Raw genomic sequence first — 21,564 nt, forward strand, 5'->3', positions numbered from 1 at the left:
GCTGTTAATTTTTAAAGATCGATTACGCACTCACTACCGGAACAGCGCCGCGCGTCGTCAACATCACAACCACCCGGCACCGCTTCGTTCTGCGTCGCTGCATCAGCAGCAGAGAAACGAGATTATGAAGAACTTTCGCTACGCCGTCAACAGGTTTTTCTAACTTCCTGAACCCGCCCACATCGCGCAAAGCCTTGCCACTACTGGCTCTCCCGCTCCCCGTGCCCCGGTGTCCGAAGCACGAAAGAGCGAGATTCTAGCGACCCGGACGGCCCCTTGCAAGCGTTATTTTGACAAGCGTATTAACGATGCTTGAAAACCGGTTTGCGCTTCTCAACGAACGCGGCCATCCCCTCCTTCTGATCTTCCGTGGCGAAGAGCGAATGGAAGAGGCGACGCTCGAAATGCACGCCCTCTGCGAGCGTCGTTTCGTATGCGCGGTTAACCGATTCCTTGATCATCATCACCGCCGGCAACGGGAATTCAGCGATGGTCGCGGCCGCAGCCACCGCCTCGTCAAGCAGCGAAGCCGCGGGAATCACCCGCGAGACCAATCCGGCACGCTCGGCCTCAGCAGCGTCCATGAAGCGGGCGGTCAGGCAGAGATCCATTGCCTTCGCCTTGGAGACCGCACGCGGGAGCCGTTGCGTGCCGCCAGCACCCGGCATGATGCCCAGCTTGATTTCCGGCTGGCCGAACTTCGCAGTGTCGGCGGCGAGAATGATGTCGCACATCATCGCCAGCTCGCAACCGCCGCCAAGCGCAAAGCCCGCCACTGCAGCAATAATCGGCTTGCGGATGGAGCGCACCGTTTCCCAGTTGCGGGTGATGTAGTCGCCTTTGTAGACGTCCATATAGGTATAGGTCGCCATCATGCCGATGTCGGCTCCAGCGGCGAACGCTTTTTCGCTGCCCGTCACCACGATCGCACCAATCGCGTCGTCGGCATCGAACTCTCGCAGCGCTGCGCCCAGTTCGTCCATCAACGCGTCGTTCAGTGCGTTCAACGCCTTCGGGCGATTCAATGTGACCAAACCGACCCGTCCACGCGTCTCAACAAGAATGTTTTCGTAAGCCATGCCGCCTCCTAATAGTTAATGGCGCGCAAAAAACGCTTCGCGCGGCTGTCTCAGTAATGCTACCATTCACCAACCAACCGGTCGGTCAATTATTCGACAGGCTTTTCCCAACGTACAGCCAAGCCCCACTGCCATGACACATCCGCTATTCACCAAGCACGAAGACACGCTGCAAAAGGCACTCACCGCGGTCGAAACGCGCGGCTACTGGAGTCCGTTCGTCGAGATGCCCAGTCCGAAAGTGTACGGGGAAACAGCTAGCGCAGACGGCGAAGCCGCATTCAAAGCGCTTCTGAACAAGACGTTCGAACTGGACCAGCCGTCGACCGGAGAAACCGTCGGCGCTGAAGTCTCGCCGTTCGGCTTCCCGCTCGGCGTGCGCTATCCAAAGGCCGATCCTGACACGTTGATCTCCGCAGCCGCCGCCGCACAGCGCGATTGGCGCGCGGCCGGCCCGCAGGCGTGGAGCGGCGTGTGCCTCGAAATCCTCGCGCGCGTGAATCGCGCCAGCTTCGAAATCGGCTACAGCGTGATGCACACGACCGGCCAGGCTTTCATGATGGCCTTTCAGGCCGGCGGCCCGCATGCGCAAGACCGCGCGCTCGAAGCGGTCGTGTACGCGTGGGACCAATTGCGCCGTATTCCCGCAGACGCCCACTGGGAAAAACCGCAAGGCAAAAATCCGCCGCTTGCGATGCACAAGCGCTACACAGTCGTGCCGCGCGGCACCGGCCTCGTGCTCGGCTGCTGCACCTTCCCGACATGGAACGGCTATCCGGGCCTCTTCGCTGATCTGGCCACCGGCAACACTGTCATCGTCAAGCCGCACCCGGGCGCGATTCTGCCGCTCGCGCTGACCGTGCGCATCGCGCGCGATGTACTGCGCGAAGCCGGATTCGATCCGAACGTTGTTACGCTGCTGGCCACCGAACCGAACGATGGTGCGCTGGTTCAGGACCTGGCTCTGCGCCCTGAAATCAAATTGATCGATTTCACGGGCAGCACGCAAAACGGCACCTGGCTCGAGCGCAATGCACACCAGGCTCAGGTCTACACCGAAAAAGCCGGCGTCAATCAGATCGTGATCGACTCGGTCGACGACATCAAAGCCGCCGCTCGCAATATCGCCTTCTCGCTCGCGCTGTACTCGGGACAAATGTGCACCGCGCCGCAGAACATCTACGTGCCGCGCAACGGCATCCGCACGGCTGAAGGCACACTCGGCTTCGACGAAGTCGCTCAGGCTATCGCCGGCGCCGTGCAGAAACTGGTCGCCGACCCGGCTCGCGCCGTTGAGCTGCTCGGTGCGATCCAGAACGAAGGTGTCACCCAGCGCATCGAGGAAGCCAGCAAGCTCGGCCGAGTTCTAGTAGAGAGCCAATCGCTGGAACATCCGGCTTTTGCCGACGCCCGTGTGCGCACACCGCTCGTGCTCCAACTGGACGCCGCCACCGACCACGCGCAGTTCACCAAAGAATGGTTCGGCCCGATCTCATTCGTGATCGCGACGGAGTCGACCGCGCAGTCGCTCGACCTTGCCGGCGCAATCGCTGCTGAGCATGGCGCACTGACGCTGTCGGTCTACAGTACGGACGAAGCCGTGCTCGACGAAGCGCACGAAGCATCGATCCGCGGCGGCGTAGCACTCTCGATCAATTTGACGGGCGGCGTATTCGTCAATCAGTCGGCGGCCTTCTCCGACTTCCACGGCACGGGCGCAAACCCGGCCGCAAATGCCGCGCTGGCCGACGCAGCCTTCGTCGCAAACCGCTTCCGCGTCGTACAAAGTCGCGTTCATGTTGAACCGAAAGCGGCGCCGGCGGTAGCTGGCTGAATGGCATAAGACAAAAGCACGGCTTTCGTCCTATGCCGTTTGGCCGAATGGACCGAGCCGTGCACCCTAACTAACATGAGACATCGGGTTGGCAAGTCCCGCCGATCCGTTCCAGCAGGAACCCACATGAACGATGCCTTCATTTGCGACGCGATTCGCACCCCAATCGGCCGCTACGGCGGCGCCCTGAAGGATGTCCGCGCCGACGACCTCGGCGCGGTACCGATCAGGGCGTTGATCGAACGCAATGCCAGTGTCGACTGGCAAGCCCTCGACGACGTGATCTATGGCTGTGCCAATCAGGCCGGTGACGACAACCGCAACGTGGCTCGCATGGCGGCTTTGCTGGCCGGCTTGCCCACGGCTGCGTCAGGCACAACCATCAACCGTCTGTGCGGCTCGGGTATGGACGCGGTCGGCACTGCGGCGCGCGCCATCAAGGCCGGCGAAGCGCGGCTGATGATTGCAGGCGGCGTCGAAAGCATGACGCGCGCGCCATTCGTGATGGGTAAGGCCACCAGTGCATTTTCACGGCAGGCCGATATTTACGACACGACTATCGGCTGGCGTTTCATCAATCCGCTGATGAAGCGTCAATACGGCGTCGATTCGATGCCGGAGACCGCGGAAAACGTGGCCGTCGAGTTCGGCATAAGCCGTGCGGATCAGGACGCCTTCGCTCTGGCGAGTCAGCAAAAAGCCGCGCGCGCGCAGCGCGACGGCACGCTCGCTCAGGAAATCGTCGGCGTTGAAATTGCGCAGAAGAAAGGCGACCCCGTACGCGTGACGCTCGACGAGCATCCGCGTGAAACGTCGCTCGAAAGTCTGGGCAAGCTCAAGGGCGTGGTCCGTCCCGACGGCAGCGTGACCGCCGGCAATGCATCGGGTGTGAACGACGGCGCGTGTGCGCTGCTGCTCGCGAATCAGGAAGCTGCCGATCAATACGGATTGCGTCGCCGCGCACGCGTGGTGGGCATGGCAACGGCGGGCGTGGAGCCGCGCATTATGGGCATCGGCCCGGCGCCGGCCACACAAAAGCTGTTGAAGCAGTTGAACATGACACTCGAGCAATTCGACGTGATCGAGTTGAACGAAGCCTTCGCGTCGCAGGGACTGGCGGTCTTGCGCACGCTCGGCCTGCGCGACGACGACCCGCGTGTCAATCCGAACGGCGGAGCGATTGCGCTCGGCCACCCGCTCGGCGCTTCCGGCGCGCGTTTGATCACTACCGCGCTTTATCAGTTGGAACGAATCAACGGCCGCTTTGCGCTTTGCACGATGTGTATCGGTGTAGGCCAAGGCATTGCATTGGTAATCGAGCGGCTCTAACACTAACGCCGCTTCGCCCATTGCGCCGCCGATCAAAGAGACTTTGAGGAGACACCCAATGTCATATGAAGCGATTCGCCTCGACATCGATACATCGAGCCGCGTAGCGACCATCACACTGAACCGCCCGGACAAGCTCAACAGCTTTACCCGCGCGATGCACCAGGAATTGAGCGACGCACTCGGCCAGGTCGAAGCGTCCGGCGCGCGCGCGCTCGTGCTGACCGGCGCGGGCCGCGGCTTCTGCGCGGGGCAGGATCTCGCGGATCTCGACTTCACCCCAGGCGCAATGACCGATCTGGGCGAACTGATCAATGCGCATTTCAATCCGCTGATTCGCCGCCTGCAAGCACTGCCGTTACCCGTGATTGCCGCGGTCAACGGCACGGCCGCCGGTGCCGGCGCCAATCTCGCACTGGCTTGCGATCTCGTGCTTGCCGCTCGTTCGGCCAACTTCATTCAGGCGTTCGTGAAGATCGGTCTCGTGCCGGACTCGGGCGGCACGTGGTTCCTGCCGCAACGCGTCGGCATGGCCCGCGCCTTGGGTCTCGCCATCACTGGCGACAAACTGAGCGCGGAGAAAGCCGAAAGCTGGGGGCTGATCTGGCAAGCAGTTGACGACACCGAGCTAGCCGCCACGGCAAGCAAGCTCGCGGCCCAACTGGCGCAGCAGCCCACGCGCGCTATCGCTGCGATCAAGCAGGCAATGCGCGCTGGCGCGACGCAAACGCTGGATCAGCAGCTCGATCTCGAACGCGATCTGCAATGCGAACTCGGTGCTTCGCACGATTACGCGGAAGGCGTGCAGGCGTTTGTGGAAAAACGCGCGCCGCGCTTCGAGGGTCGCTGATATGTCCGCGCAACCGAACCACCCCGCCCAAATGACACCCGACGAACTCGCTCGCGCAACCGCGGCCGCCATGTACGAAAACGACGCGTGCAGCCGGGCGCTCGGCCTCGAAATCGTAGAAGTGCGCCCAGGATACGCGCGCCTGCGCATGGCCGTGCGCGACGACTTCCTCAACGGCCATCAGATTTGCCACGGTGGCCTGATTTTCACGCTCGCCGATTCGACGTTCGCTTTCGCGTGCAACACGTACAACATCAACACCGTCGCAGCGGGCTGCTCGATCGAGTTCCTGCGGCCGGTAAAAGGCGGCGACGTGTTGACTGCCGAAGCGGTCGAGCAAACCCTGAGCGGCCGCACTGGCATTTACGATATTCGCGTCACGAATCGCGCAGAGGAGACCGTGGCGATGTTTCGCGGCAAATCGGCACAGATCAAAGGCAACCTGATTCCTACCGGCGATTGAACAGCAGATTGAACGGCAGAGCCGCGATATGTTCGCGACCGATTGCCAGCACCCATATAGATAGTAGATAGCAGCGAGTCCCCGGTTTTTGCGCGCAAGCGCACCGCACCCCAGACCCAAGCATTGAGGCAGCAAGGAGACATTCGATGACCACCGCCCTTCCGCTCGATCCCATCGAGACAGCTAGCCGCGACGAACTCGCCGCGCTCCAACTCGAACGGCTCAAATGGTCGCTGAACCACGCTTATGAGAATTCGCCTGTGTATCGGCAAAAATTCGATGAAGCCGGCGTTCACCCGAGCGAAGTGAAGACTCTCGCGGACCTGGCGCGCTTCCCGTTCACCACCAAGAAGGATCTGCGCGACAGCTACCCGTTCGGCATGTTCGCGGTGCCGCAGGAACAGATTTCGCGGATCCACGCATCGTCCGGGACAACGGGCAAGCCGACGGTCGTTGGCTACACGGCGCGCGATATCGATACGTGGGCGAATCTCGTCGCACGTTCGATCCGTGCCGCGGGCGCGAAGCGCGGCGACAAGGTTCACGTGAGTTACGGCTACGGTCTGTTCACAGGCGGCCTGGGCGCGCACTACGGCGCCGAGCGCGCCGGGCTGACGGTGATCCCGTTCGGCGGCGGTCAGACTGAAAAGCAGGTGCAACTGATTCAGGACTTCCGGCCCGACATCATCATGGTGACGCCGAGCTATATGTTGTCGATCGCCGACGAACTCGAACGGCAAGGCGTCGATCCGGCGAATTGCTCGCTGCGCCTCGGCATCTTCGGTGCGGAACCGTGGACCAATGACATGCGCCAGGCGATCGAAAAGCGCATGGGCATCGATGCTGTGGATATCTACGGTCTGTCTGAAGTGATGGGACCTGGTGTCGCCTCGGAATGCGTCGAGACCAAAGATGGCCCGACCATCTGGGAAGACCATTTCTACCCCGAAATCATCGATCCCGAAACCGGCGAAGTGCTGCCGGACGGCGAACTCGGCGAGCTGGTATTCACCTCGTTGACCAAGGAAGCGCTGCCGATCGTCCGTTACCGAACGCGCGATCTGACCCGCCTCCTGCCGGGCAGCGCACGCACCATGCGCCGGATGGAAAAGATCACGGGCCGCTCGGATGACATGATGATCGTGCGCGGAGTCAACGTGTTCCCGACGCAGATCGAAGAATTGCTACTCAAGCAACACGCCCTCGCGCCGCACTATCAAATCGTGCTGACGAAGGAAGGCCCGCTCGATGTATTGACGTTGAACGTCGAGCCGTGCCCGGAATCAGCGCCGGATACTGCTGCACTGACCACGGCGAAGCAGGCGTTGACCTATGACATCAAGGCGTTGATCGGTGTGAGCGCAGTTGTAAACGTGCTGGCTGTAAATGGGATCGAGCGTTCGGTGGGCAAAGCACGGAGGGTGGTGGACAAGCGGAAGTCGGGGCTTTAAGCAATGCGCCGAAACGCCGAAGGTTGATGCTTGATAGCGGGGCTGATCGGCGTCAGCGCCGTTATCAAATGTGCTGGTCGTGAACCGGGATTAACCGTGCGGTGAGCAAAGCACAGCACGTGGCTAACGAGCGAACGCTGGGATAACCAACGCCAACGGCAGAGTCCGTATCTGGAAGCTTTGTCGCGAACAGATACCGCAACATGCCAAGCGAATTAGCCAAGCGGCGGTTTTCAGCTATTCAACTAAGAACCTGGAAACCCGCCGCCGCCCCTTCGCCAAACCTTCACGAATTCGGCAACAACAACCACATCCGGCCGCCCTGCTTCATCTTGCCGGCCAGATCGCCGGCATCGTCGCCGAGGCCCCAGAAGTAATCCGCGCGCACGCCGCCTTTGATCGCGGAACCCGTGTCCTGAGCAAAGACGAGGCGATTCATCGGCGAGTTTGTCAACGGACGCGTGGTCTGCAAGAACACCGGCGTCCCGAGCGGAATCGAAGTGGGATCCACCGCGATCGACCGCTCCGGCGTCAACGGCACACCCAACGCACCGATCGGCCCATCCGCACCGCCGCTCGGCGCACTCTCGCCGGACGGCATCTCGCGGAAGAACACGAAACGCGGATTGGTATCGAGCAGCGCGTCAACCCGCGTCGGATTCGCGCGCGCCCATGCCTTGATGCCTTGCATGGTCGCCTGCGCCGGCGTCAGTTCACCGCGATCAAGCAGCCACCGCCCAATCGACTTGTACGGTTGATTGTTCGTGCCGCCAAATCCGACCCGCATCACGCTGCCGTCTTCCATCACGACGCGCCCGGAGCCTTGCACCTGCAGGAAGAACGCTTCGATCGGATCGTCGACCCACACGAGTTCATTGCCGTTAAGCACGCCCGCACGCTCGAGTTGCGCGCGCGCCGGCAGCGGTGCACCCGCGCGATAACTGGATGGCCAGCGGTACAGCGCCGTCTGATACACACCATGCCGCGTGCGCGAACCGCGCAGCAACGGCTCGTAGTAGCCGGTGACGAGACCATCGAGCGTGCCGTCGTTATTGGCTAGCTGGAACGGCGTGAAATACGCCTCGAAAAATGCCCGCGCACTGGTGACGTCCAGATCGTCGATCTGCGAGGCTGCCGCGCATGCACGGGCCCAGTTCGGTTGACGCGCAAGCCTCAGGCAGTTTTGCCGCAATGCGGCCGTCGCGCCGATCAGCGAATCGTCCTGCCACCCCGGCACCTGCTGCCAGGCCACGGCTGTCAGCCGCGTCGCGGCGATCTGCCCGGGTATGATCGCGGCACCCGTGGGCGGCGAAACCGAAGGCCGGACTGCGCCGCCGCCGCCGCAGGAAGCCAGCATTACCGCCACCGAAAGCGCGCCGAGCCATGCTCCGGCCGTGCGGACAAAACGCATACAATGTTCGTTCTTGATGGAAACCGCCATGTCTGATCTGTTCGACGAATACCCGATGCTCATCTTCGCGCTGGAATCGCTCCTCGCGCTCTTCCTGCTCGTCTTTATCGTTGTCTGGACGTCGTCCGGCAAGAAGAAGGCCGCCCGCGCCGCCAGCGATGAACAGCAAAAGCAGCAAAAATCCCTGTAAAGCTGCGCCGTAAAGCTTTTTAAAGACCGCGAGCCGCGCCCTCGGTTCAATGCAAAGTACGCGGCATCCGCAGAATGAACTCGGGTACGGGTGCGTCGAAGCGCTCGCCGTCCTCCGCCACGCAGAAATAGTCGCCACGCATAGTGCCGACGGGCGTGGCGATCACGGCCCAACTCGTATATTCGAAGTGCTCGCCCGGTTTGAGCAGCGGCTGATGCCCGACCACGCCCAGGCCTTTCACTTCCTGCACATTGTTTTCGCTGTCGGTGATCACCCAGTGACGCGCAATCAACTGCGCGGGCACCTGACCGCTGTTACGGATGGTCAGCGTGTATGCAAACGCATACTGGCGGCGCTCCGGGTCCGACTCTTCGGGCAGAAACTGCACCTGCGCCGAGACGCTGAATTCGTACTGGCTCATCCTGATTCCGGTCTGGTGAAACGGAGTGTGAAAAATCGCGGGAAGCCCCGAACGCCAATGGTTTGCGGGCACATTGGCGAAGCGGCGCCTATGGTTTGGCATTCTGCTTGATGCGGGGCATGCCCGCAACCGGACAAATCCCTCTGGCCAAGGGCCGTTAAGGCGTTTTGTCACTTTTGCCGTGCGTTTTCGGTGTCGGCCTCAACTCGCCCGCAAGCCGGTTCCGAAGCGTACAAACCGGTAAAATGGCGTTTTCCCGCTTGCATCCGCCCCCGCCATGACGCAATTCCGCATCGCCCCCAGCATTCTGTCCGCCGATTTCGCCCGCCTCGGCGAAGAAGTCCGCAACGTTGTCGCCGCTGGCGCCGACTGGATTCACTTCGACGTAATGGACAACCATTACGTGCCGAACCTGACAATCGGCCCGCTCGTCTGCGAAGCAATCCGCCCGCACGTGGACGTGCCGATTGACGTACACCTGATGGTGCGCCCGGTCGACCGCATCGTGCCGGACTTCGCCAAGGCCGGCGCGAACCTGATCAGCTTCCACCCGGAAGGCTCGGACCACATCGACCGCACGCTGTCGCTGATTCGCGACCACGGTTGCAAGGCCGGCCTCGTGTTCAACCCGGCCACGTCGCTGAACCATCTGGACTACGTGATGGACAAGGTCGATCTGGTGCTGATCATGTCGGTGAATCCGGGCTTCGGCGGTCAATCGTTCATTCCTGAGGCGCTCGTCAAACTGCGCGAAGCGCGCAAGCGGATCGATGCCTACAAGGAAAAGACCGGCCGCGAGATTCATCTCGAAGTGGACGGCGGCGTGAAGGTCGACAACATCGCCGAAATCGCGGCGGCTGGCGCGGACACGTTCGTGGCAGGCTCGGCGATCTTCGGTGCGCCGGATCACAAGGCGGTGATCGACAAGATGCGCGCCGCACTCGCAAACATCGAGCACTGATCGAGCACTGATATCCCGTACTAAAGATGACAACTCCGTTCCCTGCCCCGACCTTCACCGGCCCGCGCCTGCAAGCCGCGATCATCGACCTCGACGGCACGATGATCGATACCGCAGACGATTTCACCGCCGGCCTGAACGGCATGCTTGCGCAACTCGATGCGGCGGAAACCTCGCGCGAGGAAGTGGTCGGCTACATCGGCAAGGGTTCGGAGAATCTGATTCGCCGTGTGCTGGCCGAGCGCTTCGAAACGGACCACGCACAAGACCGTTTCGACGAGGCGCTCGCGATCTATCAGGAGGAGTACGCCAGGATCAACGGCGTGCACACGCGGCTGTATCCCGAGGTCGAAGCCGGCCTCAGCGCCATGCGCGACGCCGGCCTCAAACTCGCCTGCGTCACCAACAAGCCGCACCGCTTCGCAGTCGAATTGCTGGAGCAATACGGGCTCAGCCAGTATTTCAGCGTCGTGCTCGGCGGCGACAGCCTGCCGAAAAAGAAGCCGGATCCGCTGCCGATGATCACCGCCGCGGCGCAGCTAGGCGTCACACCGGAAACCACGGTCGCCATCGGCGATTCGGAAAACGATGCGCTAGCAGGCCGCGCGGCGGGCATGGCAACGCTGACGCTGCCGTACGGCTACAACCACGGCCGAGCTATACAAGAAATAAAATCCGATGGTATAGTTGCCTCGCTGCTCGATGCCGCCAAGGCTATCGCAGCGCACCATTCCACGACCTGAAAAGTCCCTCATCCTCATGTTTCTGAATAAAAAACGGAGTCTGATTAGCATCGACCGGGGAGCCTGGCCCTGGCGTCGCTGGTCGCGCTAACCTCGCCTGAGGTACGCTGAAGCTCGTCTTCGGCAACCGTTTTTTACTTCGCTGCGCTAACGCGTTTTTTCCATCACCTTGTTTCGCTGCATCGGTTGATTTGGCGTTCGTGTACCCGCAAAGTACATCTGTGCGCTGAAACCCCTTGCATGCGTCGATGGGAAACTCGCGCCGGTCGGTATCATCGTGTCGAAACGTCGAACGAACGCCTGACCGGCTGCGTAACGCCCCGCTTTGTCCGACGCATAGTGCCGTCTGACGTACGTACAGGATCGGAACATGACCGAACTCGAATTCCAGTCCCTCGCCAACGAGGGTTTCAACCGCATTCCGCTAATCGCCGAAGCGCTCGCAGACCTCGAAACGCCGCTCTCGCTGTACCTGAAGCTTGCGCAGAGCGAGCGCAACGGCGCCAACTCATTCCTGCTGGAATCGGTAGTGGGCGGCGAACGCTTCGGCCGCTATTCGTTCATCGGACTGCCGGCGCGCACGCTGCTGCGCACCCGCAACGGCGTATCGGAAGTGGTGCGGGACGGCAAAGTCGTCGAAACGCACGAGGGCGATCCACTCGAGTTCATCCAGCAATTCCAGGGCCGCTTCAAAGTGGCGCAGCGCCCCGGTCTGCCGCGTTTCGCGGGCGGTCTGGCGGGCTACTTCGGCTATGACGCAGTGCGTTACATCGAGAAAAAGCTCGCGCACACCGCACCGAAAGACGATCTGAACCTGCCTGATATTCAGTTGCTGCTCACCGAAGAAGTCGCGGTGATCGACAACCTCGCCGGCAAGCTCTACCTGGTGGTTTACTCCGATCCGACGCAACCCGAGGCGTACACCAAAGCCAAGCAGCGTCTGCGTGAATTGCGTCAGCGTTTGCGCACGACCGTGCAGCCGCCAGTCACGTCGGCCAGCGTGCGCACCGAGACCTACCGCGAGTTCGCCAAAGACGATTATCTCGCCGCCGTGCGCCAGGCGAAGGAATACATCGCCGCCGGCGAGTTGATGCAAGTGCAGGTCGGCCAGCGTCTGATCAAGCCGTACCGCGACAATCCGCTGTCGCTGTATCGCGCGCTGCGCTCGCTGAATCCGTCGCCGTACATGTACTACTACAACTTCGGCGACTTCTACGTGGTCGGCGCATCGCCGGAAATTCTGGTACGCCAGGAAAAGCGCGGCGAAGATCGCATCGTGACGATCCGGCCGCTCGCCGGCACCCGTCCGCGCGGCAACACGCCGGAACGCGATGCCGAGCTCGCCACCGAACTGCTGAACGATCCGAAGGAAATCGCCGAACACGTGATGCTGATCGACCTCGCGCGTAACGACGTGGGCCGTATTTCGCAGATCGGTTCGGTGGTCGTCACCGATCAGATGGTGATCGAAAAGTACTCGCACGTGCAGCACATCGTGAGTTCGGTCGAAGGCAAGCTAAAGCCCGGCACCACTAATTTCGACGTGCTGCGCGCCACCTTCCCGGCCGGCACGTTGTCCGGCGCGCCGAAGGTTCGCGCGATGGAATTGATCGACGAACTGGAACCGGTCAAGCGTGGCCTCTACGGCGGCGCTGTCGGTTATCTGTCGTTCACCGGCGAAATGGATCTGGCGATCACGATCCGCACCGGCGTGATCGCAAACGGCAATCTGTACGTGCAGGCGGCAGCGGGTGTAGTCGCGGATTCGGTGCCGGAATCCGAATGGCAAGAGACCGAGAACAAGGCGCGCGCTGTCTTGCGCGCCGCCGAGCAGGTTCAAGACGGCCTCGATAGCGACTTCTGACCGGAGACACACCATGCTGCTTATGATCGACAACTACGACTCGTTCACCTACAACCTGGTGCAGTACTTCGGCGAACTCGGCGAAGACGTGCGCACCTATCGGAACGACGAAATCACGCTGGACGAAATTGCCAAGCTCAACCCGGAGCGCATTTGCCTGTCGCCCGGCCCGAGCAACCCGCAACACGCCGGCATCACCCTCGACGTGCTGCGCGAATTCGCCGGCAAGACGCCGATTCTCGGCGTATGCCTCGGCCATCAGGCGATCGGCGAAGCATTCGGCGGCCGCGTGGTGCGCGCGCAAACCATCATGCACGGCAAGGTAAGCACGATCGAAACCGACTGCAAAGGCGTATTCGCCGATCTGCCGAAGCACTTCGTCGTGACGCGTTATCACTCGCTCGCGATCGAACGCGAATCGCTGCCGGATTGCCTCGAAGTGTCCGCATGGACTGAGGACGGCGAAATCATGGGCGTGCGTCACAAGGAACTGGCCGTTGAAGGCGTGCAGTTCCATCCGGAATCGATCCTGTCCGAACACGGCCACGCCTTGCTCGAAAACTTCGTGAAGCAGTCGAAGACAGCCCACCGCACTGCTTGATAAAGAGAGACGAAATCATGTCGATTACGCCCCAGGAAGCGCTGCAACGGACCATCGAGCACCGCGAAATTTTCCACGACGAAATGCTGCACCTGATGCGGCTCATCATGCGCGGCGAACTGTCGCCCGTGATGTCGGCGGCGATCATCACCGGCTTGCGCGTCAAAAAAGAGACCATCGGCGAAATCACCGCCGCCGCCACGGTGATGCGTGAATTTGCCCGGCACGTAGAGGTGCAGGACAACTCGAACTTCGTCGATATCGTCGGCACCGGCGGCGACGGATCGCACACCTTCAATATTTCCACGGCGACGATGTTCGTCTCAGCCGCGGCGGGCGCCAAAGTCGCGAAGCACGGTGGCCGCGGCGTGTCGAGCAAGTCGGGCAGCGCAGACGTGCTCGAAGCGCTCGGCGTGAACATCGATCTGCAACCGGAACAGGTGGCGGCGTCGATTGCGGAAACTGGCATGGGCTTCATGTTCGCGCCGAACCATCATCCGGCCATGAAGAACATCGCGCCGGTGCGCCGCGAACTCGGCGTGCGGACCATCTTCAATATTCTTGGGCCGCTGACCAATCCGGCCGGCGCGCCTAATCAACTGATGGGCGTGTTCCACGGGGACCTCGTCGGTATTCAGGTGCGCGTGATGCAGCGCCTCGGCGCGAAGCACGTGCTGGTGGTGTACGGTATGGACGGCATGGACGAGGTCTCGCTCGGCGCGGCGACGCAAGTCGGCGAGCTGCGCGACGGCCAGATCCACGAGTACGAAATTCACCCGGAAGACTTCGGCATGCAGATGGTGTCGAACCGCACGCTGAAAGTGGCCGACGCGGCCGAATCCAAAGTGATGTTGCTCGAAGCGCTCGACAACAAGCCCGGCGTCGCGCGTGAAATCGTTACGCTGAACGCGGGCACGGCGCTCTATTCGGCGAACGTGGCGGCGTCGATTGCGGACGGCATCCAGTTGGCGCGCGAAGCGATCGCGAGCGGCAAGGCACGGGCGAAAGTCGACGACCTGATCCGCTTCACCCAGCAATTCAAGCAGTAATTACGTAGCGAGACCCTCATGAGCGACATCCTCGACCGCATCATCGCGGTCAAACGCGAAGAAGTCCGCGCGGCTGAACAGAGCGCGCCGCTCGAAGCGCTGCGCCTCGAAGCATCGTCGCGCGACATCCGCGATTTCGTCGGTGCATTGCGCGCGAAACACGCGGCCGGTCTGGCCGCGGTGATCTCCGAAGTGAAGAAAGCGAGCCCGTCGAAAGGCGTGCTGCGCGAAAACTTCGTCCCCGCCGAGATCGCGCGTTCGTATGAAAAACACGGTGCGGCCTGCTTGTCCGTGCTCACCGACGTCCAGTTCTTCCAGGGTAGCGTTGCGTATCTCGAAGAGGCGCGCGCCGCCTGCAGTTTGCCGGTGCTGCGCAAAGACTTCATCGTCGATCCGTACCAGATCGTCGAAGCCCGCGCGATGGGTGCCGACGCGATCCTGCTGATCGCTGCCGCGCTGGAAACCTCGCAGATGCAGGACCTCGAAGCGCTCGCGCATTCGCTGGGCCTCGCGGTGCTGGTCGAAGTGCATGACCACAATGAACTGATGGAATCGCTGAAGTTGAAGACGCCGCTGATCGGCATCAACAACCGCAATCTGCGCACCTTCGAAACATCGATCGAGACGACCATCGGCATGCTCGAATCGATTCCGGACGACCGTATCGTCGTCACGGAGTCGGGCATTCTGTCGCGTCAGGATGTCGAACGTCTGCGGGCGATGGACGTGCATACGTTCCTCGTCGGCGAGGCGTTCATGCGCGCGGAAGAGCCGGGTGTGGAACTTGCGCGGATGTTTTTCTAAGCACAGGTTCAACACGCAGACTACGTAGCGGAGCAGGTCATGGGCATGGAACGTGAAATCAAGCTGGCACTACCGGCGAGCCAGGTGAAAGCGGCGACGCAGTGGTTCGTCGCACGCACCGGCGCCGAGGGTCGCCCGATCGAGCTGGCGAATATCTACTTCGATACGCCCAGGCTTGCGCTGGCTACGTCGAAAAGCGCGCTGCGGCTGCGGCATACGCCAGACGGCTGGCTGCAAACGTTCAAGACCGTGGGTAACGCGAAGGACGGGCTGCATAGCCGGCACGAGTGGGAAATGCCGGTGGCGGGCGAGAAACTCGAAATCGACGCCTTGCTGCACGCATGCGACGAACCCGCTGCCGCTGAGGCCTTGCGTCAGGCGGCGCCGGAGTTGATCGAACTGTTCCGCACGAATTTCACGCGCACGTTGTGGAATGTCTCGCTGGACGGCTCGCAAGTCGAAGCCGCGATCGACCAGGGCGACGTGCTCGCCGAAGTGAACGGTGAAACCCGCCGCGCGCCGATCTCCGAAGTCGAACTCGAACTGAAATCCGGCGACGAAGCCGCACTCAACACGCTCGCGAGCGAACTCGGCAAACAGGTCACCGGCCTTGCACCGGACAACATTAGCAAGGCACAACGCGGGTATCAGTTGCGGGCGGCTTAAGCCCTCGGCGTGTGTGATCAAGAGGTACACAGCGCCCGAGCAGCACCTACACCTTGAGCCAGCCCGCATTTGCTGCGACACTTCCCCGCCATGACCTCAGCTTCCCGCACCCGCTCCAATTCGTCGCAAGCCTCGTTGTTCGGCGACGCCTCTGCCACGCCGGCCGGCGCAACCGCGCAGCCGGAGCCGACACGCACAGCCGCCGGCTCGCCGCCGCCGACGCTCGAAGCCCAATTCGCCGCCCTGCCCCCGGCTTGGCGCACACACCTCAATCCGTTCATCGAAAGCGACGCCTACGCGCCCTTGTGCCGTTTCGTCGACGGTGAGTGCGCGGCCGGCAAAACCGTCTATCCCGCCGACGTCTTCCGCGCCCTGCGCCTCACCAGTCCCGACGAAGTCAAAGTCGTGATCCTCGGGCAGGACCCGTATCACGGCGAAGACCGCGGCACGCCGCAAGCACACGGACTGGCGTTTTCAGTCGCGCCGAACGTGCGCACGCCGCCGTCGCTACGCAACATCTTCAAGGAAATCACCGCGAGCCTCGGCCACGAACCGCCGCGTCATGGCTGCCTCGACACATGGGCCAAACAGGGCGTGCTGCTGTTGAACACAGTGCTGACCGTCGAGCGCGATTCGGCTGCGAGTCACGCAAAACGCGGCTGGGAGAAATGCACCGACACGCTGATCCACGAACTGGCCATGCGTCATGACGGCCTGGTGTTCATGCTGTGGGGTGCGCATGCGCAAGCCAAACGCGCGCTGCTTGGCGGCAAGTCGCATTACGTGCTGGAAGCGCCGCATCCGTCGCCGCTGTCGGCGCATCGCGGCTTTCTCGGCTGCGGGCACTTTGCGTCGGCCAACGAATATCTCGTGAAGCACGGCCGCGAACCGATCGACTGGCGCTTGCCCGACGAAGCGCAGATGCTGGCATAACACTCGTCGCGCGAAGCGCACCGACACCGGCTACCAAAGACCACCGCCACAAAAACAAAAACGCCACGGCATTCACACCCCGTGGCGTTTTTTCATTCCACCGCGCCGCGAACACGCAGCGCGAGACAAACCTCACACCTTACGCAGCAGCGATCGCTTCACGCGCGCCAGCCAACGCGGCGCTCGCAGCGTCCGGGCCCATGTTCAGGCCTTCAGCGTAGATGAAGTTCACATCGGTCATGCCGAGGAAGCCGAGGAAGCTCTTCAGGTACGGCGTTTGGCTGTCGTTCGGCGTGCCGACATACTTGCCGCCGCGTGCCGAAACCACGTGAACCTTCTTACCCTTCACGAGACCTTCCGGACCGTTCGCCGTGTACTGGAACGTGATGCCGGCGCGTGCGATGAAGTCGAAGTACGTCTTCAGTTGCGACGAGATGCCGAAGTTGTACATCGGTGCGCCGATCACGATGATGTCGGCGGCTTGCAGTTCGGCGATCAGCGCTTCGCTGCGTGCAGCGATCGCGACTTGTTCCGGCGTGCGCTGGTCAGCCGGCGTGAAGAACGCGCCGAGGACGGCGTCGTCCAGGTGCGGCAGCGGTTCAGCTTGCAGGTTACGGACGACGACTTGCGCGCCCGAATTCGATTGTTGCAGCTTTGCGGTCAGTTCGTTGACGAGAAGCGTCGAGTTCGCGCCTTGCGAGCGAGCTGCCGAGTTAATTTGCAGGATCGTGGTCATGGTTGACTCCAGTAGGGGCGCGCAGTTTTGCGCGAGTGGAGCCATTGTGATTTTTAACCGACCCGGGAAAAAGCCATCCGGCAGCGAAGGATTGTTGCACTGGTAGAACAATCCCCCGCCCCGAACTTTCGATTAGCGACAGCGTGGATTACGATCAGCTTGCCAGCCAACGCTCCAGCGCCTTGCGCGCGGCTGGCCGCTTATCGCTGACGGTCAGCTTGTAGCGCGCCACGTCAGGCCCGTCCAGCTTGACTTGCGCGGTGCGCAGCTCGTCGCGGCGGAAGGCGTGAACCTCGACCTTCGCACCCGGCAGATAGCGCGACAGTAGCGAATCAAGATTCGAGCCGGTTACGCGCAGACCGTCGAGCGCGATCAGCACGTCGCCTGCCGAGAGGCCGGCCTTTTGCGCCGCGCTGCCGTCGTGAACGGCCGCCAGCGTGCAATCCGCGCCGCCGCGCATGCGCGCGCCGAGCGACGGCTTGCCATTCTTCTCGAGCTCGGGTGCGAGCGTGACGCCAAAAGGCGCGAGCAGCGTATCGAGGGGCAGATCGCGCGTGCCGTGTACGGCTTCAGCGAACAACTCGGCCAGTTGCACACCGGTCGCTTCGGCAAAAATCGCCTCGATCTCGCTTTCTTCGACACCGACGGGCTTGCCGCGGTAGAAGTCGCGCCCGAAGCGCTGCCACAGCAGGCGCATCACGTCGTCGAGCGATTTGCGGTTGTTAGTCTGCGCACGAATCGTCAGATCGAACGCAAGCGCGACGAGCGAGCCCTTGGTATAATAGCTGACGATCGCATTCGGCGCGTTTTCATCCTGCCGATAGTATTTGACCCAGGCGTCGAACGAGCTTTCGGCCACCGTCTGCTTCAGACGGCCGCTGCCACGCTGCACGCCACCGACTACCTTGCCGAGCAGGCCGAAATAGTCGTCTTGCGAGATCAGGCCGCTGCGCACGAGGATCAGATCGTCGTAGTAAGAAGTGAAGCCTTCGAACAGCCACAGCAGCGACGTGTAGTTTTCGACGCTCAGGTCGTACGGCGCGAACACGGCCGGCTTGATGCGCTTCACGTTCCAGGTGTGGAAGTATTCGTGACTGCACAGACCGAGGTAGGTTCGGTAGCCCTCGGCGGGCGCGTCGCGGCCTTCCACCGGCAGATCGCCCCGGTTGCAGATCAACGCCGTCGAGGCGCGATGCTCCAGTCCGCCATAGCCATCGGTGACGGCCTGCGTCATGAACACGTAGCGATCCATGGGCGCTTTCTTCGACTTCGGCTCGAACAGCGCGATCTGCGTTTCGCAGATACGCTTCAGATCGGCGGACAGACGGGCCATATCGAGCCCGATCACGCGACCTGCGATCACGATGTCGTGCGGCACACCGTGCGCCTTGAAGGTTGCAAGCGCGAATTCGCCCAACGTTACCGGATGATCGATCAACTCGTCGTAGTTCTGCGCGCGATACTCGCCGAAGCCATAGCGCTTCGTGCCGCGCGCTTCCGGCAACGCCGTGGCGACGCGCCAGTCGCGATACGCCGCGCCTTCCGGCTTCTGGATATCGACCACGCACTGCGCCTCCTCGTGACCGAGCGGCGACAGAAATACACTGGTGCCGTTGAAGAAGCCCGTCGTGTCATCAAGATGCGCAGCGCGCACCGACAGATCCCATGCATACACCTCGTAGCGCAGCGTCAGCGCGCCTTTGACCGGCGCCGCCTGCCACGTGTGCTTGTCGGTCTTTTCGACACGCACCTTGCGGCCGGCGTCATTGGTAGCCCGCAACGTGACGATGTTGCGCGCGAATTCGCGCACCATGTAGCTGCCCGGAATCCAAACCGGCAGCATGAAACGCTGGCCGGCCGGATCGGGATCGGCAACGGTCACGGTGACTTCGAACAGGTGGGCGGCGGGTTGCTTCGGAACGATGGTGTAGCGGATCGGCTTCATCGGCGGCGATTAGGTGACTTCAGGCGGGGATGTGCGGACTTGATGTGAAAGGAGGCGCACTGCGCGCCTCCTTTCTTCGACTGGTGCTGCGTGCTCAGCGCACGGCGGACATTTCCTTGTCCAGCCGGTCGGCCGGCACGGCGCCGGGCAGGCGGCGACCGTCGGCGAGGAACACCGTGGGCGTGCCGTCGACGTTCATCGCGCGGCCGAGCGCCAGGTTCTTGTCGATCGCGGCGGTGTCGCAGGTGCCGGCTGCCGTGGGCGCCTGACGATCCTGCATCCACGATTCCCACGCCTTCGCGCGGTCGGTCGAGCACCAGATCGACTTCGACTTGGCGGTCGAATCCGGCGACAGCACCGGGTACAGGAAGGTGTAGACCGTGACGTTATCGATCGACTTGAGCGTGGTTTCGAGCTGCTTGCAGTACGGGCAGTTCGGATCGGAGAACACGGCGATCTTGCGCGCGCCGTTGCCCTTCACGACCTTCACCGCGTTCGCGAACGGCAGGCTCGCGAAGTCGATCCGGTTGGTCTCCGCCAGACGCGCTTCGGTCAGATTCTTGCGGGTCTTCGCGTCGACAATGTCGCCGAGCATGAGGTAATCGCCATTCGCATCGCTATAGATGATCTGCGTGCCGAGATTCACTTCGTAGAGACCGGCAACCGGCGACTTCGTCACGCTCTTGATCGTCACGTCGGTCAGACGCGTTTGCAGGGTGGCTTTGAGCTTGTCGGTGGCTTGGTCGGCCTGCGCGGAGCAGCCGATTGCCACGGCAGCGATCGCGAGCGCGACGGCCGCGATGCGGAAGGATTTTTTCATGCTTAATTCCTGGAGTTCGATCGCGCGTGAGGCGCGTTTTTTGGGACGTTTCTGGTCTGACCAGAATGGCGTCCATCCGTTCATGATACCCGTCTCGCCGGCTGGGTATGCCGGGTAGACCGCTTTACCCCAGCGCGGCCGACACCAGCCAGCGCTTGATGAACGGCTGCGCGCCGACAAATGCCATGCCGGTATTGCGCAATACCTTGGCAAACGGACCGGGCGCCGAGAAGAGCTTTTGCAGGCCGTCGGTGGCGATCATCAGCGCGCGGATGTCTTCGCGGCGGGCACGCTCGTAGCGGCGCAGCAGCACCATGTCGCCGAGATCACGGAACGCTTCCTTGCCGGCGACCGTCTCGGCAAGCGCCGCGACATCGCGCAAACCGAGGTTCATGCCCTGGCCCGCCAACGGGTGAATCAGATGCGCGGCATCGCCAACCAGCGCGACGTGCGGCGCCACGAGCTTATCGACGGTTTGCAGCGCGAGCGGGAAGCCTTGCGCGGGCGTCACGCATTCCAAAGCGCCGAACTGCTCGCCCGTCACGCGCTCGACTTCAGCCGCGAGTTGCGCCGGATCGAGCGCGAGCAGTTGCTCGGCATGCTCGGTGCGCGCCGACCAGACCAGCGACACGTGGCCGTCCGGCATCGGCAGCAGCGCGATGATTTCGCCGTCCCTGAACCATTGGTAAGCGGTTTCGCTGTGCGGCTTTTCGGCCTTGAAATTCGCGACCACGCCGGTTTGCTTGTAGTCGCGCCGGTCCATTTTCGAGCCAATCTGCGCGCGCACCCACGAATGCGCCCCGTCGGCGCCGACCACCAGATCGGCCTCGAGCACGTTGCCGTTGGCGAGACCGACGCTCGCGCCATCCGCGGTAAAGTCGAGCGCCTGCGCACGCGTGTCGATCCAGGTGAGATTCGGCTGGAAACGCAGCGCGGCATCCAGTGCGCGCTCGATCACCGACGACTCGACGATCCACGCCAGTTGCGGCACGGACGCCTGAAACGCGGAAAAGTGGAGTTCAGCATGCGCATCGCCATAGACGCGCATGTCGTAGACGGGTCCGAGCCTGGACAGATCGAGCGCCTGCCAGACCCGCAATCGCTCCAGCAGAGCCTGTGAACTCGACGACAGCGCGTAGACCCGCGAGTCGAAGGCGGCGCCGGCGGCCAGCGCCGCACAGGGTTGCGCGAGCAGCGCCACGCGCAGTCCGCCTTGCGTCAGCGCCAGCGCCGCGGTCTTGCCGACGAGCCCGCCGCCTATCACGGCGGCATCAAAGGTCTGGTGGTGTGCATTCATCCGCGCATTATAGCCGCGGGGGTTGCCGGGGACGGATCGAGCGCCCCGCTTTACCGCAGGCAGATCAAGAACCCCATCCGAACGGGTTACAATTGCGCTTTCCGTGACAAAACTCGC

At 62.3% G+C, this 21,564-nt stretch carries 21 protein-coding genes; 14 read left to right on the forward strand and 7 right to left on the reverse strand.

Annotation, left to right across the window (positions count from 1 at the left end):
• Nucleotides 1–302: 302 nt before the first annotated feature.
• Nucleotides 303–1,079 carry an enoyl-CoA hydratase gene (locus FSO04_RS38085; protein ID WP_093643561.1) on the reverse strand — a complete coding sequence of 259 codons (777 nt, stop codon included), beginning with the start codon at nt 1,077–1,079 and terminating at the stop codon, nt 303–305.
• Between the two features lie 133 nt (nt 1,080–1,212).
• Between FSO04_RS38085 and paaN the strand changes: the two genes are divergently transcribed.
• The 5 genes from paaN (at nt 1,213) to paaK (ending at nt 7,006) form a co-directional block, all read left to right on the forward strand.
• The gene (gene paaN / locus FSO04_RS38090; protein WP_154566622.1) at nt 1,213–2,913 is read left to right on the forward strand and encodes a phenylacetic acid degradation protein PaaN; all 1,701 of its coding nucleotides are present in this window, start codon (nt 1,213–1,215) and stop codon (nt 2,911–2,913) included.
• A 126-nt stretch (nt 2,914–3,039) separates the two neighbouring features.
• The gene (gene pcaF / locus FSO04_RS38095) at nt 3,040–4,242 is read left to right on the forward strand and encodes a 3-oxoadipyl-CoA thiolase (protein ID WP_154566623.1); all 1,203 of its coding nucleotides are present in this window, start codon (nt 3,040–3,042) and stop codon (nt 4,240–4,242) included.
• Between the two features lie 58 nt (nt 4,243–4,300).
• Nucleotides 4,301–5,092, forward strand: a complete 792-nt coding sequence (paaG, locus tag FSO04_RS38100; protein WP_154566624.1) for a 2-(1,2-epoxy-1,2-dihydrophenyl)acetyl-CoA isomerase PaaG — start codon at nt 4,301–4,303, stop codon at nt 5,090–5,092.
• Between the two features lies 1 nt (nt 5,093).
• Nucleotides 5,094–5,555 (forward strand): hydroxyphenylacetyl-CoA thioesterase PaaI, encoded by a 462-nt coding sequence (paaI, locus tag FSO04_RS38105; protein WP_054036751.1) that lies wholly within the window; start codon nt 5,094–5,096, stop codon nt 5,553–5,555.
• A gap of 146 nt (nt 5,556–5,701) precedes the next feature.
• Nucleotides 5,702–7,006 (forward strand): phenylacetate--CoA ligase PaaK, encoded by a 1,305-nt coding sequence (gene paaK, locus FSO04_RS38110; protein ID WP_154566625.1) that lies wholly within the window; start codon nt 5,702–5,704, stop codon nt 7,004–7,006.
• Nucleotides 7,007–7,292: 286 nt separating this feature from the next.
• On the opposite strand, the gene mltA is transcribed toward paaK, so the two are convergent.
• Nucleotides 7,293–8,417 (reverse strand): murein transglycosylase A, encoded by a 1,125-nt coding sequence (gene mltA / locus FSO04_RS38115; RefSeq protein ID WP_154566626.1) that lies wholly within the window; start codon nt 8,415–8,417, stop codon nt 7,293–7,295.
• Nucleotides 8,418–8,445: 28 nt separating this feature from the next.
• Between mltA and FSO04_RS46585 the strand changes: the two genes are divergently transcribed.
• Entirely contained in the window at nt 8,446–8,607 is a 162-nt protein-coding gene (locus FSO04_RS46585; RefSeq protein ID WP_166618334.1) for a hypothetical protein, read from the forward strand.
• A 46-nt stretch (nt 8,608–8,653) separates the two neighbouring features.
• On the opposite strand, the gene apaG is transcribed toward FSO04_RS46585, so the two are convergent.
• Entirely contained in the window at nt 8,654–9,028 is a 375-nt protein-coding gene (gene apaG, locus FSO04_RS38125; RefSeq protein WP_054036748.1) for a Co2+/Mg2+ efflux protein ApaG, read from the reverse strand.
• Between the two features lie 277 nt (nt 9,029–9,305).
• On the opposite strand from apaG, the gene rpe reads away from it, so the two are divergent.
• The 8 genes from rpe to FSO04_RS38165 all read left to right on the forward strand — a co-directional run bounded on the left by rpe (nt 9,306) and on the right by FSO04_RS38165 (nt 16,649).
• On the forward strand, nt 9,306–9,989 hold the full coding sequence (rpe, locus tag FSO04_RS38130; RefSeq protein WP_028199698.1) for a ribulose-phosphate 3-epimerase: 684 nt from the start codon (nt 9,306–9,308) through the stop codon (nt 9,987–9,989).
• 26 nt (nt 9,990–10,015) lie between these two features.
• Nucleotides 10,016–10,732 carry a phosphoglycolate phosphatase gene (locus tag FSO04_RS38135; RefSeq protein WP_154566627.1) on the forward strand — a complete coding sequence of 239 codons (717 nt, stop codon included), beginning with the start codon at nt 10,016–10,018 and terminating at the stop codon, nt 10,730–10,732.
• 370 nt (nt 10,733–11,102) lie between these two features.
• Nucleotides 11,103–12,596 carry an anthranilate synthase component I gene (gene trpE, locus FSO04_RS38140; protein ID WP_154566628.1) on the forward strand — a complete coding sequence of 498 codons (1,494 nt, stop codon included), beginning with the start codon at nt 11,103–11,105 and terminating at the stop codon, nt 12,594–12,596.
• Between the two features lie 13 nt (nt 12,597–12,609).
• Nucleotides 12,610–13,197, forward strand: a complete 588-nt coding sequence (locus FSO04_RS38145; RefSeq protein ID WP_054036698.1) for an aminodeoxychorismate/anthranilate synthase component II — start codon at nt 12,610–12,612, stop codon at nt 13,195–13,197.
• A gap of 17 nt (nt 13,198–13,214) precedes the next feature.
• Nucleotides 13,215–14,246, forward strand: coding sequence for an anthranilate phosphoribosyltransferase (trpD, locus tag FSO04_RS38150; protein WP_154566629.1), 1,032 nt, complete (start codon nt 13,215–13,217; stop codon nt 14,244–14,246).
• Between the two features lie 18 nt (nt 14,247–14,264).
• Nucleotides 14,265–15,050: an indole-3-glycerol phosphate synthase TrpC gene (trpC, locus tag FSO04_RS38155; protein WP_154566630.1), complete on the forward strand. Its 786-nt coding sequence runs from the start codon at nt 14,265–14,267 to the stop codon at nt 15,048–15,050.
• A gap of 39 nt (nt 15,051–15,089) precedes the next feature.
• Nucleotides 15,090–15,716 carry a CYTH domain-containing protein gene (locus FSO04_RS38160; protein ID WP_154566631.1) on the forward strand — a complete coding sequence of 209 codons (627 nt, stop codon included), beginning with the start codon at nt 15,090–15,092 and terminating at the stop codon, nt 15,714–15,716.
• A 90-nt stretch (nt 15,717–15,806) separates the two neighbouring features.
• Nucleotides 15,807–16,649, forward strand: a complete 843-nt coding sequence (locus FSO04_RS38165) for a uracil-DNA glycosylase (protein ID WP_154566632.1) — start codon at nt 15,807–15,809, stop codon at nt 16,647–16,649.
• Nucleotides 16,650–16,788: 139 nt separating this feature from the next.
• On the opposite strand, the gene FSO04_RS38170 is transcribed toward FSO04_RS38165, so the two are convergent.
• The 4 genes from FSO04_RS38170 to FSO04_RS38185 all read right to left on the reverse strand — a co-directional run bounded on the left by FSO04_RS38170 (nt 16,789) and on the right by FSO04_RS38185 (nt 21,447).
• Nucleotides 16,789–17,385, reverse strand: coding sequence for an FMN-dependent NADH-azoreductase (locus tag FSO04_RS38170; protein ID WP_154566633.1), 597 nt, complete (start codon nt 17,383–17,385; stop codon nt 16,789–16,791).
• A 154-nt stretch (nt 17,386–17,539) separates the two neighbouring features.
• Nucleotides 17,540–19,330 carry a M61 family metallopeptidase gene (locus tag FSO04_RS38175; protein WP_154566634.1) on the reverse strand — a complete coding sequence of 597 codons (1,791 nt, stop codon included), beginning with the start codon at nt 19,328–19,330 and terminating at the stop codon, nt 17,540–17,542.
• A 94-nt stretch (nt 19,331–19,424) separates the two neighbouring features.
• Entirely contained in the window at nt 19,425–20,150 is a 726-nt protein-coding gene (locus FSO04_RS38180) for a DsbC family protein (RefSeq protein ID WP_154566635.1), read from the reverse strand.
• A 124-nt stretch (nt 20,151–20,274) separates the two neighbouring features.
• Entirely contained in the window at nt 20,275–21,447 is a 1,173-nt protein-coding gene (locus tag FSO04_RS38185; protein WP_154566636.1) for a UbiH/UbiF family hydroxylase, read from the reverse strand.
• Nucleotides 21,448–21,564 lie beyond the last annotated feature (117 nt).

The sequence above is a fragment of the Paraburkholderia madseniana genome, assembly GCF_009690905.1.
Classification (GTDB): Bacteria; Pseudomonadota; Gammaproteobacteria; order Burkholderiales; family Burkholderiaceae; genus Paraburkholderia; species Paraburkholderia madseniana.

Excerpts from the sequence above, each read along its gene's own strand:
- paaI (WP_054036751.1), top strand. The coding sequence starts at position 5,094 with ATGTCCGCGCAACCGAACCACCCCGCCCAAATGACACCCGACGAACTC.
- mltA (WP_154566626.1), bottom strand. The coding sequence starts at position 8,417 with ATGCGTTTTGTCCGCACGGCCGGAGCATGGCTCGGCGCGCTTTCGGTG.
- rpe (WP_028199698.1), top strand. The coding sequence starts at position 9,306 with ATGACGCAATTCCGCATCGCCCCCAGCATTCTGTCCGCCGATTTCGCC.
- FSO04_RS38170 (WP_154566633.1), bottom strand. The coding sequence starts at position 17,385 with ATGACCACGATCCTGCAAATTAACTCGGCAGCTCGCTCGCAAGGCGCG.
- trpE (WP_154566628.1), top strand. The coding sequence starts at position 11,103 with ATGACCGAACTCGAATTCCAGTCCCTCGCCAACGAGGGTTTCAACCGC.
- apaG (WP_054036748.1), bottom strand. The coding sequence starts at position 9,028 with ATGAGCCAGTACGAATTCAGCGTCTCGGCGCAGGTGCAGTTTCTGCCC.
- FSO04_RS38180 (WP_154566635.1), bottom strand. The coding sequence starts at position 20,150 with ATGAAAAAATCCTTCCGCATCGCGGCCGTCGCGCTCGCGATCGCTGCC.
- FSO04_RS38135 (WP_154566627.1), top strand. The coding sequence starts at position 10,016 with ATGACAACTCCGTTCCCTGCCCCGACCTTCACCGGCCCGCGCCTGCAA.
- paaK (WP_154566625.1), top strand. The coding sequence starts at position 5,702 with ATGACCACCGCCCTTCCGCTCGATCCCATCGAGACAGCTAGCCGCGAC.
- paaG (WP_154566624.1), top strand. The coding sequence starts at position 4,301 with ATGTCATATGAAGCGATTCGCCTCGACATCGATACATCGAGCCGCGTA.
- paaN (WP_154566622.1), top strand. The coding sequence starts at position 1,213 with ATGACACATCCGCTATTCACCAAGCACGAAGACACGCTGCAAAAGGCA.
- FSO04_RS38085 (WP_093643561.1), bottom strand. The coding sequence starts at position 1,079 with ATGGCTTACGAAAACATTCTTGTTGAGACGCGTGGACGGGTCGGTTTG.
- trpD (WP_154566629.1), top strand. The coding sequence starts at position 13,215 with ATGTCGATTACGCCCCAGGAAGCGCTGCAACGGACCATCGAGCACCGC.
- FSO04_RS46585 (WP_166618334.1), top strand. The coding sequence starts at position 8,446 with ATGTCTGATCTGTTCGACGAATACCCGATGCTCATCTTCGCGCTGGAA.
- FSO04_RS38145 (WP_054036698.1), top strand. The coding sequence starts at position 12,610 with ATGCTGCTTATGATCGACAACTACGACTCGTTCACCTACAACCTGGTG.
- FSO04_RS38165 (WP_154566632.1), top strand. The coding sequence starts at position 15,807 with ATGACCTCAGCTTCCCGCACCCGCTCCAATTCGTCGCAAGCCTCGTTG.
- trpC (WP_154566630.1), top strand. The coding sequence starts at position 14,265 with ATGAGCGACATCCTCGACCGCATCATCGCGGTCAAACGCGAAGAAGTC.
- pcaF (WP_154566623.1), top strand. The coding sequence starts at position 3,040 with ATGAACGATGCCTTCATTTGCGACGCGATTCGCACCCCAATCGGCCGC.
- FSO04_RS38160 (WP_154566631.1), top strand. The coding sequence starts at position 15,090 with ATGGGCATGGAACGTGAAATCAAGCTGGCACTACCGGCGAGCCAGGTG.
- FSO04_RS38175 (WP_154566634.1), bottom strand. The coding sequence starts at position 19,330 with ATGAAGCCGATCCGCTACACCATCGTTCCGAAGCAACCCGCCGCCCAC.
- FSO04_RS38185 (WP_154566636.1), bottom strand. The coding sequence starts at position 21,447 with ATGAATGCACACCACCAGACCTTTGATGCCGCCGTGATAGGCGGCGGG.